The sequence below is a fragment of the Streptomyces sp. NBC_00316 genome (assembly GCF_036158715.1).
Taxonomy (GTDB): Bacteria; Actinomycetota; Actinomycetes; order Streptomycetales; family Streptomycetaceae; genus Streptomyces.
In genome coordinates this window covers 4,410,976-4,424,208 of record NZ_CP108023.1, presented here as the reverse complement: position 1 = coordinate 4,424,208, position 13,233 = coordinate 4,410,976, and the positions used below count along the sequence as shown (strand labels likewise).

Sequence of the window (13,233 nt, the reverse complement as noted above, 5' to 3'; positions counted from 1 at the left end):
TCAGATCTCCTTCGTGCGGGCGGCGACGGCCGGGTGGACGGGGGCGGAGTCCGGCACGCCGGCCGGCCGCATGTTGGCGAACTCCTTGCGCAGCACCGGGACGACCTCCTCGCCGAGGATGTCGAGCTGTTCCAGGACGGTCTTCAGCGGGAGCCCAGCGTGGTCCATCAGGAACAGCTGGCGCTGGTAGTCGCCGACGGCGTCACGGAACGACAGCGTCCGCTCGATGACCTCCTGCGGCGAGCCGACGGTCAGCGGTGTCTGCTGCGAGAAGTCCTCCAGGGACGGCCCGTGGCCGTAGACCGGAGCGTTGTCGAAGTACGGGCGGAACTCCCGTACCGCGTCCTGCGAGTTCTTCCGCATGAACACCTGGCCGCCGAGGCCGACGATGGCCTGCTCGGCGGTGCCGTGCCCGTAGTGCGCGTACCGCTGGCGGTAGAGGTTCACCATCTTCTTGGTGTGCTCGATGGGCCAGAAGATGTTGTTGTGGAAGAAGCCGTCGCCGTAGTACGCGGCCTGCTCCGCGATCTCGGGGGAGCGGATGGAGCCGTGCCAGACGAACGGCGGGACGCCGTCCAGCGGGCGCGGGGTCGCGGTGAACGACTGCAGCGGCGTACGGAACCTGCCCTCCCAGTCGACGACGTCCTCACGCCACAGCTTGTGCAGCAGGGCGTAGTTCTCGATGGCGAGCGGGATGCCCTGGCGGATGTCCTGGCCGAACCACGGATAGACCGGGCCGGTGTTGCCGCGCCCCATCATCAGGTCGACGCGGCCGTCCGCGAGGTGCTGGAGCGTGGCGTAGTCCTCGGCGATCTTCACCGGGTCGTTGGTGGTGATGAGCGTGGTCGAGGTGGAGAGGATGAGGTTCTCGGTGCGGGCTGCGATGTAGCCGAGCGTGGTCGTCGGGGACGACGGGACGAACGGCGGGTTGTGGTGCTCACCGGTCGCGAAGACGTCGAGGCCCACTTCCTCGGCCTTGAGCGCGATGGCGAGGGTCGCCTTGATCCGCTCGTGCTCGGTCGGTGTCGTACCGGTCGTGGGGTCGGTGGTGACGTCTCCGACGGTGAAGATCCCGAACTGCATGGCGCCCGCCTCCATAACGGTGAGTGCTTATTGTTGAACCTTGAACTACTTCTTCGCACGATACAACGGGGCACCCGCCCTCCCTATTCCGGGGGCGGGGCGCAGGCGTCGCGGATGCGTACCCTGAATGACGAGTCCCCGGTACGGGCCGGGCATGCCGGACCCGGGGAGGCAGGGCCAGTGGGTGACAGCGAGAGCTGGAAGGAGCGCGGCGTCGCGCTGCGCGTCTTCGTCTACATCTTCGCCACGCACCTCTTCGCGGGCTTCGTCTACCTGCTGTTCTACGTGGGTGACCACGCACACAAGTGACCTGACCGGGCCGCCGTACCGCGTTACACTCGCGCCATGACCTCCGTGCCGTGCCGGAACTGGTGGCGCTCCTCCTAGGAGCGGCCGCCTCATCTGCACGGAACCAGGGCCGTTCGATCGGGACGGCCCTTTTTCTCTGCCCTCGCACGGGTACGCAGACCGCCTCGGGCGGGCCGTCCTCCACGCAACGCACCAGCACCCGCGAGGAGAGACCCATGAGCATCACGACCACTGCCGTCACCGCACCCGCCGAGCGCCGCAGCGCCGGACTGGAGCAGCGGATCCAGGACGCACCCGGACGGTTCCGGGTCATGACCGGGGACCGGCCGACCGGACCCCTGCACCTCGGGCACTACTTCGGCACCCTGCACAACCGGGTCCGGCTGCAGGATCTCGGCGTGGACGTCTTCGTGATCATCGCCGACTACCAGGTGCTGACCGACCGGGACGTCGCCGACCGGCTCGGTGAGTACATGGAGGGGATGCTGCTGGACTATCTGGCCATCGGCCTCGACCCTGCCCGCACCACGATCTTCAACCACAGCGCCGTGCCCGCCCTGAACCAGCTGCTGCTGCCGTTCCTCAGCCTCGTCTCCGTCGCCGAGCTGAGCCGCAACCCCACGGTCAAGGACGAGATCGCGCACTCCCGGCAGTCGGCGGTCAGCGGGCTGATGTTCACGTACCCCGTGCACCAGGCAGCCGACATCCTCTTCTGCAAGGGCAATCTCGTACCCGTCGGGCAGGACCAGCTGCCGCACCTCGAAGTGACCCGGACGATCGCCCGGCGCTTCAACGAGCGGTACGGGGCGGTCTTCCCGGAACCGGACGCCCTGCTCTCCAGCGCGCCGCTCCTGCTCGGTACCGACGGCACCAAGATGAGCAAGAGCCGGGGCAACTCCATCGCTCTCGGCGCCACCGCCGACGAGACCGCCCGGCTGATCCGCGGGGCGAGGACGGACACCGACCGGCGCATCACGTACGAACCGGAGACCCGGCCCGAGGTGTCGGGCCTCGTGCTGCTCGCCGCGCTCTGCCTCGACCGCGACCCGTACGCCGTCGCCGAGGAGATCGGCGACGGCGGCGGCGCCGCGCTCAAGCGGACGGTGACGGACGCCGTCAACACCCTGCTGGCACCGGTGCGGGCACGGCGGGCGGAGTACGCGCAGGACACGGCATACGTACGGTCGGTGCTGCGGGCCGGGAACGAGCGGGCCAACGCCGTGGCCGAGGAGACGCTGGCCGAGGTGCGGGCGGTGATGGGGGGAGTGCTCTAGGGCCGCAAGGCCCTAGGGGCCTCTCGTTCGGATCATGCTGGGCTCGCGGGGTCGGGCACGCACATCTGCCGCGTTGTCGTCAGTCCCCGACGCTCCGCGTCGGCTCCTTCCTCCGCCTTGCAGCTGCACGCACCCGACCCCGCTCCCTGATCCAGCCTGATCCGAACGAAAGACCCCAGGGGCCCTCTCGTCTGGATCATGTTGGGCTCGCGGGGTCGGGCACGCACATCTGCCGCGTTGTCGTCAGTCTCCGACGCTCCGCGTCGGCTCCTTCCTCCGCCTTGCAGCTGCACGCACCAGCCCCCGCTCCCTGATCCAGCCTGATCCGAACGAAAGACCCCAGGGGCCCTCCCGGTACCGGGAGGGGGCACGCCGGCCGCCCCGGCTCAGTCCGCGTCCGCCGCCGGCCAGGCACCCCGCGCCGACAGATCCAGGATCAGCGCCGCGATGTTCCAGGCGTCGTCCGCGCCGCTGTGGTGGCGGCCCTCCAGGGGGAGGTTCGCGATCTGCAGGGCCTGGGCCATGCCGGGGCGCTTGCGCAGGCCGTGGGCGGCGGTGAAGGGGATCTTGGCGTTGGTGTGGCGGCGGCCGAACGGGTACGTGGTCCCGGTGGCCCGGCACTGGCGGGTGAACTGGTGGCGGTCGTAGTCGCCCCAGCTGGCCCAGGGGCGTGCCCCGGCCCGGTGCTCGGCCGCCAGCAGCCGGCAGGCGTCGGCGAAGGACAGGCCCGTGTCCACCTCGGCCTGGGTCAGGCCGGTCAGTTCGGTGCAGAACGCGCTGACGGTGGACCGGGCCGGACGCACCAGGATCCGGTGGCGGGCGACCCTTCCCCGAGGTCCCGGCCCCTGCCCCGGGCTCTCGGCCGCGGCCGAGCCGGAAAGACCCCATGGGGCAGGGGAGGCCCCGTCGGCCGGGCGCAGGTCGACGACGGTCAGCCCGATCTCGATGATCTCGCTGACCGCCCCGGGCGGCGGCTGCCCGTCCCAGCACGTCGCCTCGACGTCGATGACGTTCAGGAGTCCGTCGTCCTGCTGGTCCCGTGCCGTGTGGTCCATGCGGCGAGGGTAGGCAGCAGGGGCCCGCGGAGCACCCGGATTTCGCCGGGCGCCGGTGCCCGGCACCCCTGTGTCGATCAGCAGATCCATGCGTGCGCGGTGTGCCACGGGGCGCCGTCCACCTATCAGTGGCGTCGGCCGTCCTGCCGACCGCCGGCATGGTTCGCACCGAGCGCTCTGCCCAGGACGCCGGCCGCACAGCCCTCAGCAATACGTCATCGAGCCCCGCCTGCGCAGCAGTTCCGCAAGTCCGCGCCGGGTCGCCGCGATCACCACGCGGTCCTCGGCGCGGAGCACATATCCGGGGTGCAGATCCCAGACCAGGCCCGACGGCCGGTCCGGGGACGTGGGAGCAGCCGTCGTCAGATCGCGATGGCGGTCCTCCGGCGGTGTCGCATCCAGAGCCAGTACCCGCCACGCCCCCGCCCGGAACGCCTGCTCGACCGTCCGGCCCTCCAGCTGCGGGTGGCCAGCGACCTCGATCGCGGCGAATAGCATCACCTTCCGCTCGACCGGGATCGCGCCCAGGATCTGCCGGCCCATCATCGCGCCGGCGAACGCCGGGGCGGCCAGGTGGGAGACGGACCGGGAGCGGGTCAGTGCGTGCGGATGGGCGGTGCGCAGGGTGCGGTAGACGGCGGTCGCGAACTCGTCGTCGAACAGCCGCAGCGCCACCCGCAGGTCCGGTTTGACCGAGCGGGCGTAGAGCACGGCCTCCAGATTGGTGGTGTCGGCGCTGGTCAGTGCGAGGAGTGCGCGGGCACGCTCGATCTTCGCCGCTTCCAGGACGCCCTCCTGGGTGACATCCCCGAGCACGACCGGTACGTGCAGCCGCCGGGCCACCGGGATGCCGCGCGCGTTCGGGTCGTCCTCCACGCACACCACGGGGATACCGAGCTCACGCAGCCGCACCAGCACCCTCGTACCGATCTTGCCGAGTCCCAGCAGCACCACATGGCCGGTGAGTCCGCGCGGCGGGCGGCGCAGGGACGAGGCCGTGCGCAGGGAGCCGAAGGCTTCCAGGACGCCCGCGACCAGCAGCGGCAGCAGCATCAGCCCGGCCATGCCGGAGAGCAGCTGGATGATCTGCCGTGCGGCGGTGTCGCCGATCGCCGGGTCGCCCATCGCGAACAGGTCGAGGAGCGTGACGTACGTGGCGTGCAGCGGGTTGTCGCCGGTGGTGAGCGTGGAGGCCACCGCGAGCGCCAGGACCGCCGCGGCGACGCCCAGCGCCGACCAGCGCAGCCGGCGCGAGAAGATCTGGCTCAGCGGTACGTTCCGGCCGCGCATCCGTGGGGCGGGACCGGTCGGCGCGGCCTCCCGGATGGCCTCCAGGACGACGGTGCCGCGGCCGGTCGCGGCGGCAACCGCCCGGTGGTCCGGCAGGAGTTGGGGGCCCTCGGCGCCGCTGCTCTCGGACCCTTCGGCCCCCGCCGGGTCATGCGTGGTGGAGGAGAGCAGCGCGAGCGTGCACAGGCCGGTGTCGGTGACCTCGCCCCGGCGGGGTGGGGTGCGTTCGACGGCCCGCAGGAGGAGGCCCTCCGCCTGGATCACCTTGCTGGAGCCGGTCAGTGCCGTCGCGGCGAGTGCGGGGGCGGCCGTGTCGGCGTCGGAGAGCACGGTGGTGGACGTGTCCGGTGCGGTCGTGTCGAGCCCGGGGAGGGCGACGGCGGCGGCCTGGTCGAGGAGGGTCTCCAGGTGCTGGCCGAGCTTGCGGTTGTAGAGGCGGATGACCAGCCGGACACGGGGGTTGAGGCGGCGGGCGGTCAACGCGGCACGTATGTTGCGCTCGTCGTCGTCGTAGACGAGCGCCAGTGCGGCGGCCCGGTCGACCCCCGCCTCCTCGAACGCCTCGTCGGACGGTTCCGCCGCCTCCAGGATGCGGACGGCCTGGACTCCGGCGTCGGTGTCCCCGTCCCCGGTGCCCGCCGGTGCGGGTGTGCCGCTGCGGCTCATCGCCGCCGACATCCGGCCGAACAGCGTGACCGCACGCCCGCGTTGGGTCAGCGGCAGCTCCGGTCGGCGCGGGTCGCGTCCCGGCGGGAGCAGCAGTGTGACCCGCTCCCCGTAGACGTACCGCAGCTCCACCGCCAGCCGCCGTGCGAGTGCGTCGTCGCCGCAGACGACCATGTGGCCGTCGGCCGCGGGCCGTTGGGGCTGCTGGGGAAGTGTGGACACGGAACCCAGCATGCCTTGTCCCCCGCGGCCGTGCGGCGGAAGGGATCCCCTGAACGATCTCCGCTCCACGGGTGCCGCCCCGCGTCAGCGGTCTCCGTTCCGGATCGCCGACTCGACCGCCGCGAGCCGGTCCGCGAGCAGACCGAGCGCCGCGACCGCCCGGGACGCGGAATCCCCTTCGCGCGAGCCGCCCGGGCCGCCCAGTGCCTGGGTGCGCACGTACGAGGCGCTGATCGCCGCCCACCGGCCGGCCTGTTCGGGGGTGAGCGTGCCACGCAGGGACGCCAGTTTCAGCAGGTTGGCCTCGGCGCCCGTGGTGAGCGTCTGGGCCTCGCCCGCGTAGTGGTCGTCGATGACGGCGGCGAGCTCCCCGTCGTTCATCACGGGCACGATCCGTTCGGCGATCTTGTTCATGTTGCGGTACGAGCCCTGCAGCCGGAACGGCGGCTCGGTGCGCGTCGCATCGGTCTGCGCGGCCGAGGCGATGTACGCGGCGTTCACCGCGAGCACGGTGGATCGGGCGGTCAGCAGATGACGCAGGACCGAGACGATCCCGTCGAGTTCGGCGGGTGTGTACGGGTGGCCGAGCCGATCCGCGTGCGCCGGGGGTTCTGTGCCGGAGGCCAGGCGCACGAGCAGCGCGAGGTCTTCCCGGGAGCGGCCGGCGAGGGGGGCCAGCACCGGATTGGCGGTGAGCGCGTTCTCGACGAAGCTCAGCGCGAAGACGTCCTCGCGGCCGCTCAGCACCTCGCCGAGGTTCCACACGTCGGCCCGGTTGGCGAGCATGTCCGGGATCCGGAACTGCTCGCCGGACTCGGTGTACGGATTGCCCGCCATGCACACTGCGAACCGCTTGCCCCGCAGGTCGTAGCTGCGCGGCTCGCCGTTCCGTACGCCCTCGACGCGGCGGGTGGCATCGCAGAGCGGGATGAACTTCTGGAGCAGCTCGGGCGAGGTGTGCTGGATGTCGTCGAGGTGGAGGAGCGTGTTGTTGCCCGCCTCCAACGCGAAGTTGATCTTCTCGATCTCCTGTCGGGCGGTCGCGTCGGGTGCCTGCGCCGGGTCCAGGGAAGTCACCGCGCGGCCCAGCGAAGGGCCGCTGACCTTGACGAGGACCAGGCCGAGGCGGTCGGCGACGTACTCCATGAGCGTCGTCTTGCCGTATCCGGGCGGCGAAACGAGCAGCAGCAGCCCCTGCGAGTCGGTGCGCCGGCCGGCATCGGCGGTGGAGAGCTGCTTGGCGAGGCTGTCGCCGATCAGCGGCAGATACACCTCGTCGAGCAGCCGGTTGCGGACGAACGCGGACATCACCCGCGGCCGGTGGTCGTCGAGCCGCAACCGGGCACGTTCGGCGGTGACGAGGGCGGTGCGCTGCCGCTGGTAGGCGCGGAAGCCGGGGACGACAGCCGTACGGAACTCGGCGGTGCGGGACAGGAGTTCGTCCAGGCGGACGGACAGCCTGCCCCGGTCGATGCGCGGGTGCGTGCCGAGCAGATTTTGCACGGTGGCGGTGAGCGGCGCCTCGCAGTCGTACCGCTCGGTCGCCGGCTCCGGGCAGAGCTCCACGGCGACCGCCTCCGCGAGGTCGCCGCTCCCGATCCCGGCGCCGCTCGCGGTGGCGTACGACGTCAGCCAGCCCTCGACGAGCTGGCGGCGCGCGGGAAGGTCGTCGCGGAGTGCGGCGAGGTCCTCGTCGTACGCCGAAGTGCCCGTTGTCCGGCGGAACTTGTCCAGGAAGGTGCGGGCCGAGGCGCTTGTCACGAACCCGGCGGGCCCGGACGTCAGCTCCTCGAAGAGATACGCGGCGGCCGGTCGCCCGTGCTCTCCGGCGATCCTGGCCGCCCACTCCTCCTGGAGGGAGCTGATCGCGGGCGCCGCCCCGAACGCCGCGCGGGCGCGGGCCAGCGACACGGCGCGGCGCGTCCAGGAGGTGCGGAGGGCGGCATCGGCGTCGTACGTCCAGAAGAGCTGCGCCGCGGCCCGCACCTGCGGCGGGACGCGCAGCAGTCCCGCCCCGGCGTGCAGTCCGAGCAGTGCGGTCAGGATGGCGGTGGCGTCCTCGTCGTGGACGCCCCGCTGGTACCCCTCGTCGTACGACGCCGCTGCCGACTCCCTTACCAAGGCAGCCAGTTCGTCCGGTTCGCGGGCGGCCAGTGCGTCCGCGCCGTGCTCGTCCAGGAGCCGGGCGGCGAGGTGCTCGCCGCGGTAGACGGACGGGGACTCCGACGGCAGCAGCTGCTCCCAGTACGGGCGGGTCGCCTCGAACGCCGGGTCGGTGACCGGGGCCCGGTAGTCGGTTCCGGTGACAGCGAACGCGAGGCGGTCCCCGGACGGCACCAGGGTCAGGTCGAACGGCTGGGTGTTCACGGCGAACCGGTGGCGGCCGAGCCGGATCGTCGCACCGCCGTCCGCGTACAGCTCGCTGCGGTCGCGCAGCGCACGCCCCGCCTCCTGGCGGGCCGCCTTCAGCCGCCCGTCGAGCTCCTCGGCCCGTACAGGGTCGCCGAGTCCGCGCAGCTCGTCCGCCGTGCGGACGACCTTGGCGACCATCGGGTCGGAGGCGAAGAACGTGTGCACGGCGTCCAGGTCGGCCAGGGCCGTCAGGCGGCGTGAGACCGTTCCGAGGATCCGGGTCGCCGACTCGGCCAGCCGCTCGGCGCGGCGCGCACGGACGTCCTGCAGCGTCTGCTTGCGGGCCGAGAACGTCTCGTACACCTCCGTCCGCCGCTCGGCCAGAGCGACGAGGAAGTCGTCGTACTCGGCGAACCGGGACTCCAGGTTCTCCACCTGGAGCAACATCCTGGCCAGCTGCCCGTCGCATGCGTCGGGGGAGTCCGCGGCGGCCAGCGCACCCGTGACGGCCTGCCCGAGCAGGGCGAACTCGGCGGCGAACTCCGCCCGTCCCTCGTGGTCGAGAAGTTCACGCCGGCGGGCGGTGAGCGTGGCGCGGGCCCGGTTGACGCCGCCGAGGACGTCGGCGATCCGCTCCAGGATCGACGTACGGAAGGTGGCGTCCCCGATGTCGAGCCCCGCGACGACATCCGTGACCGTCGACAGCCCGTCCGCCAGCTGCGTCAGCCGGTCCCCGAGCGCCGCCGCGCCGGTGACGGTGGCGAGCGCCGACGCGTCGGCGGTGAACTGCTCCACGTCCCGGTGGTAGGCGGCGAACGCGTCGTCCCGGCTCAGGAACGCGACCGCGCGCTGCGCCGCCGAGGTGAGTTCGGCGGCGGTGGCCTCGGTGAGCTCGGCGATCCGGCCGGTGTCCGCGTACCGCATCCCGGCGAGCGTCGCCATGTGGCCGTGGGCGTGGCGCAGTTCGGTGAGCCGGTCGACCCAGGCAGCGGCGGACGGCGGGACCTCGCCGCGGATACGCCGGACGAGCCCGGTGATCCGGTCCGCCGATGCGGTGAGCGCGTCGGCGGCCTGCCGGGTCAGTTCCTGCACGGTCTCGAACTCGGCGAGCACCTGGCGTGCGGTGTCGCGCAGATCCGCCAACGGGGCGGCGAGGTGGCCGAGTTCGGGATCCGTCAGCCAGTGGTAACGGTCGGTGGCGCGGGTGCAGTCGGCGACCAACTGTCCGTACACGGCCGTGGTGGGCGTGGTCTCGGCGGCGCTGCGCGCGAGGGCGAGGCAGTCGGAGATCCCGCGCACCAGGTCGGCGTTGCCGACGCGGGAGAGCGGACCGGTTCCGGCGGGACGGGAGGTGGCGTAGGTGTCGGAGACGTACGGGGTACGCCAGCGCTGCAGCGGGTGGACGCGCGCCGGTCCGGCCGTTGCCGGGTCCTTGAGGAGGACGAGCGTGCCATCGTCGAGGAGGGCGTGACCGCGGCCGAGCAGCGGGGTGGTGACCTCCTGGCGGATGAGGTTGTAGGGGAGCAGCAGGGCGCGGGCGGCGTCCCGGGAGCGGAAGAGGTAGAGCACGTCCTCGCCGTTGGGGGAGCGGACGGCCCCCTCGAAGACCGGGTCGGTGAGCGGCTCGGAGAGGTCGAAGGTCCTGGCGGCGCCGGTGGTGAGATAGGTGCCGCCGGGGAAGATGATCCCCTGGTCCTCGGGGAGCCGGTGGCAGGCCGGACCGATGGCGTCCAGACGCTGCACGGACGACAGCAGTGTGTTGAAGACCAGGGGGCGCCAGGCGTCCTCGTTGTACGGGCGGATGCGCAGCAGGATCAGCGGCCCGACCTCGGCGAACTCGACGTCCGCGTCGGCCAGGGACTGGAGGGGGTCGGCGACCGGCTCCTCGTAGATCCCTTCGGGTGTGCCGGTGTCGTCGGCCGTCTTGACGGTCAGGGTACCGCCGAGCGTGTCGACGAACAGGGCGCCGCTGTCACCGATCGCGATGTGCGGGTGGCGGCCGGGGACGTGCGACTCGCGACCGGTGGCCGTCCAGGTGAAATCGTGCGACGGCGGGAAGACGTGATCGCGGTCGCCGCGCGCGTCGAGGAACGCGCCGGGGGAACCGTCCGGGGCGAGCGCCCAGCGCAGGACGCGGATGTCGTCGGCGTTCTCACCGGTACGGAACACGGCGAGCAGCCGGCCGTCGACGCGGCGCAGCCTCAGCAGGCGGGCGTCGCGGTAGTAGCGGTGCAGGGCGGCGAACTCGCGTACGAAGGTCTCGTCGGTGAGGAGGGCGGTGGGGGCCGTCGCCAGGTCCGCGTCGTACAGCGCGAGGACGTCGGCCACGGCGGGCTCGCCGTGCGCGCCCGGTCCGCGCTCGAAGCCGAACAGCAACTGTCCGCCCACGGCGGTGAGATCGCGGGGCAGTGACGGCTGCTCGGTACGGATCTGCTCGGTGGCCAGCAGCCGCAGCTCCGTCGAACCGAACGCCTCGGTGCGGCGTGCATTGAGGGCCTCGGCGCGGCGGGCGAGCTCGGCGGCCTGCGCGGTGAGGCGGCGCCGCAGCACGTCGTAGGTGCCGGCGTCCACGGTGGGGGTGGGGTCGGTGTCCATGCGTACGGCTCCCTGCGAGATGTGGTGCGGTCGGCGCGGCCTCCGGCCGCGGCTTCGTCCTCGAACTCCCCATGGCCCCAGGGGAATGGGGGACGGCTTCTACGGGCTGGAATGCTCGCCCGGGCGCTTCGGGCCCGTCCGGTGCCCGAGGACGGAACCGCGGCCCGGTCGGGCCCGTGGTGTGCGGTGGGCGGGCCCGGGAGGCCGTACCGGGCCCGCCCGGTGGGTGAGGACGGAACGCCCACCGGACGGCCCGGTTCACCCCGGCCCCTATGCCACCGGCGACCCGTTCCGCGACGCCGGTACGTCACCCGTGGCCGATGCCGCCCCCACCGGCACGTCCGCCAGGCCCAACTGCCGTGCCGAGTCCAGGAGCCGCCGGATCTGACCGGCATCCGTCCCCGCCCCCGGCGCCCTCATCATCCGCATCAGCAGCGCCGACACCGTCAGGTTCTGCACATCACCCGTCGAGACCGAGCCGAGCACCTGCGTCAGGTCGTCCGTGAACGACGACGTGCCGTTCAGCCACGGCCCGGCGAGGGCCTTCGCCGTGTCCGAGTTCTCCACGAACCCGTCGACGCTCTTGCCGAGCGCGATCGACGAGACCAGCCGGTCGAAGAAGACCGACTCCCCGCCGACGATGTCGATGTCGGCGTTCTCCAGGCCGGTGGCCACGATCGTCGCCTGCGCCTCGGCGACCTGCCGCTGCACGTCGAGTCCGGCCAGCCGGATCTCCTTCTCGGCGGCGAGCCGCAGCCGGTACTCCTCGTGCCCGCGCGACGCGTCGTCCAGCGCCGCCATCGCCGCCGCCTTCTCCGTGAGCCCGGCCGCCTCGGCCTTCAGCTTCTCGCCGATCATCGCCGCGTCCGCGGTGGCCTGCGCCCGGGTGCCCTCGGCGGTGGCCAGTGCCTTCAGCCGGGCCCCCTCCGCCTCGGCCTTGAGCCGGGCCGACGTGGCCTCGGCCTCGGCGAGGCCGGTCTTCTCGATGGCGTCGGCCGCCGCCTCCCGGACCTGCACCTCCGCCAGACCGGGTGCCGCGGACTCCGCCTGGACGCCCTCGGCGAGCCGCAGCTTCGCCCGGGCGTCGAGGTCCGCGCTCTTCAGCCGGGCCTCGGCGAGCGTCAGTTGCTCCGCAGCGCGGTGCGTGGCGGCCGCCTCGGCCGCCTCCGCCGCCTTGATGTCCTTGACCAGCTTCTCCTGGGCCTCCGCCTCCGCGGCGATGATCACCGACTTGCGGGTGCGCTCCGACTCCTCGACGGCCCGCAGTGTCTTGATCGACTCCTCCTGCTCGGCGACCGTGCGGTCCACCGCGATCCGTTCCCGGATCACATCGGCGACCTCGCGGCGCTCGGCCTCGACCTCCTTCGTCGCGGCGATCCGGTTGAGCTCGGTCTGCCGTTCGCGTCCGATGACCTCGATCAGCCGGTCCTTCTCGATGCGCTCGTTCTCGACCGCGATGACCCGCTCGCGGTTCTTCTGCGCGACGGCGATCTCCCGCGCCTGGTTCTCGCGCTGGATCCCGAGCTGCTCCTCGGTACGGATGAACGCGGCCTGCGCACCGAGCCGTTCCTCCTCCTGGACCCGGGCGGTCGCCGCCTCCTCGCGGGCCCGCAGCGTCTCGACCTCGCGCCGCTGCTTGATCTCGGCCTCGGCCTGCCGGCGCTCCAGCTCCAGGATGGTCTCGCGGGCGTCGACGTTCTGCCGGGTGATCTCCTTCTGCTCGGTGCGCTGGTACTCGTTGGTGCGCACGTGCTCGATCGTCGTCAGTTCGGTGATCTTGCGAATGCCCTGTGCGTCGAGGATGTTGGCGCCGTCGAGCTGTGTCATCGGCGTCTGTTCCAGGTGGTCGATGGCCGCGTCGTCGAGGTGGTAGCCGTTCAGGTCGGTGCCGATAACCCGGATGATGCGGTCCCGGAACTCCTCGCGCTTGGTGTAGAGATCGACGAAGTCCAGCTGCTTGCCGACCGTCTTGAGGGCCTCGGCGAACTTCGCGGCGAAGAAGTCCTGGATGGCAGCCTTGTCGCTGGCCCGTTCGGTGCCGATGGCCTGGGCGACCTTGATGACGTCCTCGACGGTCTTGTTGACCCGTACGAAGAAGTTGATGTGGATGTCGGCGCGGATGTTGTCCTGGCAGATCAGGCCCTCGCGCCCGGTGCGGCGGATCTCGATCGTCTTCACCGAGATGTCCATGTACTCGGCCTTGTGAAGCACCGGCAGGACGACCGCGCCGGTGAAGGTCACGTCGACCTTCTTGGTCTTGGAGATGATCAGCGCCTTGCCCTGTTCGACCTTGCGGAAGAGCCGGCTGACGACGAGGAGCAGGGCGATGGCGATGAGCAGGACCACGGCGATGAGCACGCCGAAGCCCAGGGAGATGGCATCCATGA

The 13,233-nt window shown here is 71.9% G+C and carries 7 protein-coding genes; 2 read left to right on the top strand and 5 right to left on the bottom strand.

What is annotated here, in order from left to right:
• On the bottom strand, nucleotides 1-1,083 hold the full coding sequence (locus OG878_RS19650) for an LLM class flavin-dependent oxidoreductase (protein ID WP_277327338.1): 1,083 nt from the start codon (nucleotides 1,081-1,083) through the stop codon (nucleotides 1-3).
• Nucleotides 1,084-1,263: 180 nt separating this feature from the next.
• Here OG878_RS19650 and OG878_RS19645 point away from each other — a divergent pair, with 180 nt between their 5' ends.
• Together OG878_RS19645 and trpS are read left to right on the top strand one after the other, a co-directional pair.
• On the top strand, nucleotides 1,264-1,392 hold the full coding sequence (locus OG878_RS19645; RefSeq protein ID WP_277327339.1) for a DUF6126 family protein: 129 nt from the start codon (nucleotides 1,264-1,266) through the stop codon (nucleotides 1,390-1,392).
• A 215-nt stretch (nucleotides 1,393-1,607) separates the two neighbouring features.
• Nucleotides 1,608-2,666: a tryptophan--tRNA ligase gene (gene trpS, locus OG878_RS19640; RefSeq protein ID WP_328887998.1), complete on the top strand. Its 1,059-nt coding sequence runs from the start codon at nucleotides 1,608-1,610 to the stop codon at nucleotides 2,664-2,666.
• A 386-nt stretch (nucleotides 2,667-3,052) separates the two neighbouring features.
• Here the strand turns inward: trpS and OG878_RS19635 are convergent, their stop codons facing one another.
• From OG878_RS19635 to OG878_RS19620, 4 genes are all read right to left on the bottom strand, one after another.
• Nucleotides 3,053-3,721 (bottom strand): 3'-5' exonuclease, encoded by a 669-nt coding sequence (locus tag OG878_RS19635; protein ID WP_328887997.1) that lies wholly within the window; start codon nucleotides 3,719-3,721, stop codon nucleotides 3,053-3,055.
• Nucleotides 3,722-3,925: 204 nt separating this feature from the next.
• Nucleotides 3,926-5,911, bottom strand: coding sequence for an NAD-binding protein (locus OG878_RS19630; RefSeq protein WP_328887996.1), 1,986 nt, complete (start codon nucleotides 5,909-5,911; stop codon nucleotides 3,926-3,928).
• A gap of 72 nt (nucleotides 5,912-5,983) precedes the next feature.
• Nucleotides 5,984-10,846, bottom strand: coding sequence for a DNA repair ATPase (locus OG878_RS19625; RefSeq protein WP_328887995.1), 4,863 nt, complete (start codon nucleotides 10,844-10,846; stop codon nucleotides 5,984-5,986).
• Nucleotides 10,847-11,116: 270 nt separating this feature from the next.
• Nucleotides 11,117-13,231, bottom strand: a complete 2,115-nt coding sequence (locus OG878_RS19620; RefSeq protein ID WP_328887994.1) for a flotillin family protein — start codon at nucleotides 13,229-13,231, stop codon at nucleotides 11,117-11,119.
• Nucleotides 13,232-13,233: the final 2 nt, after the last annotated feature.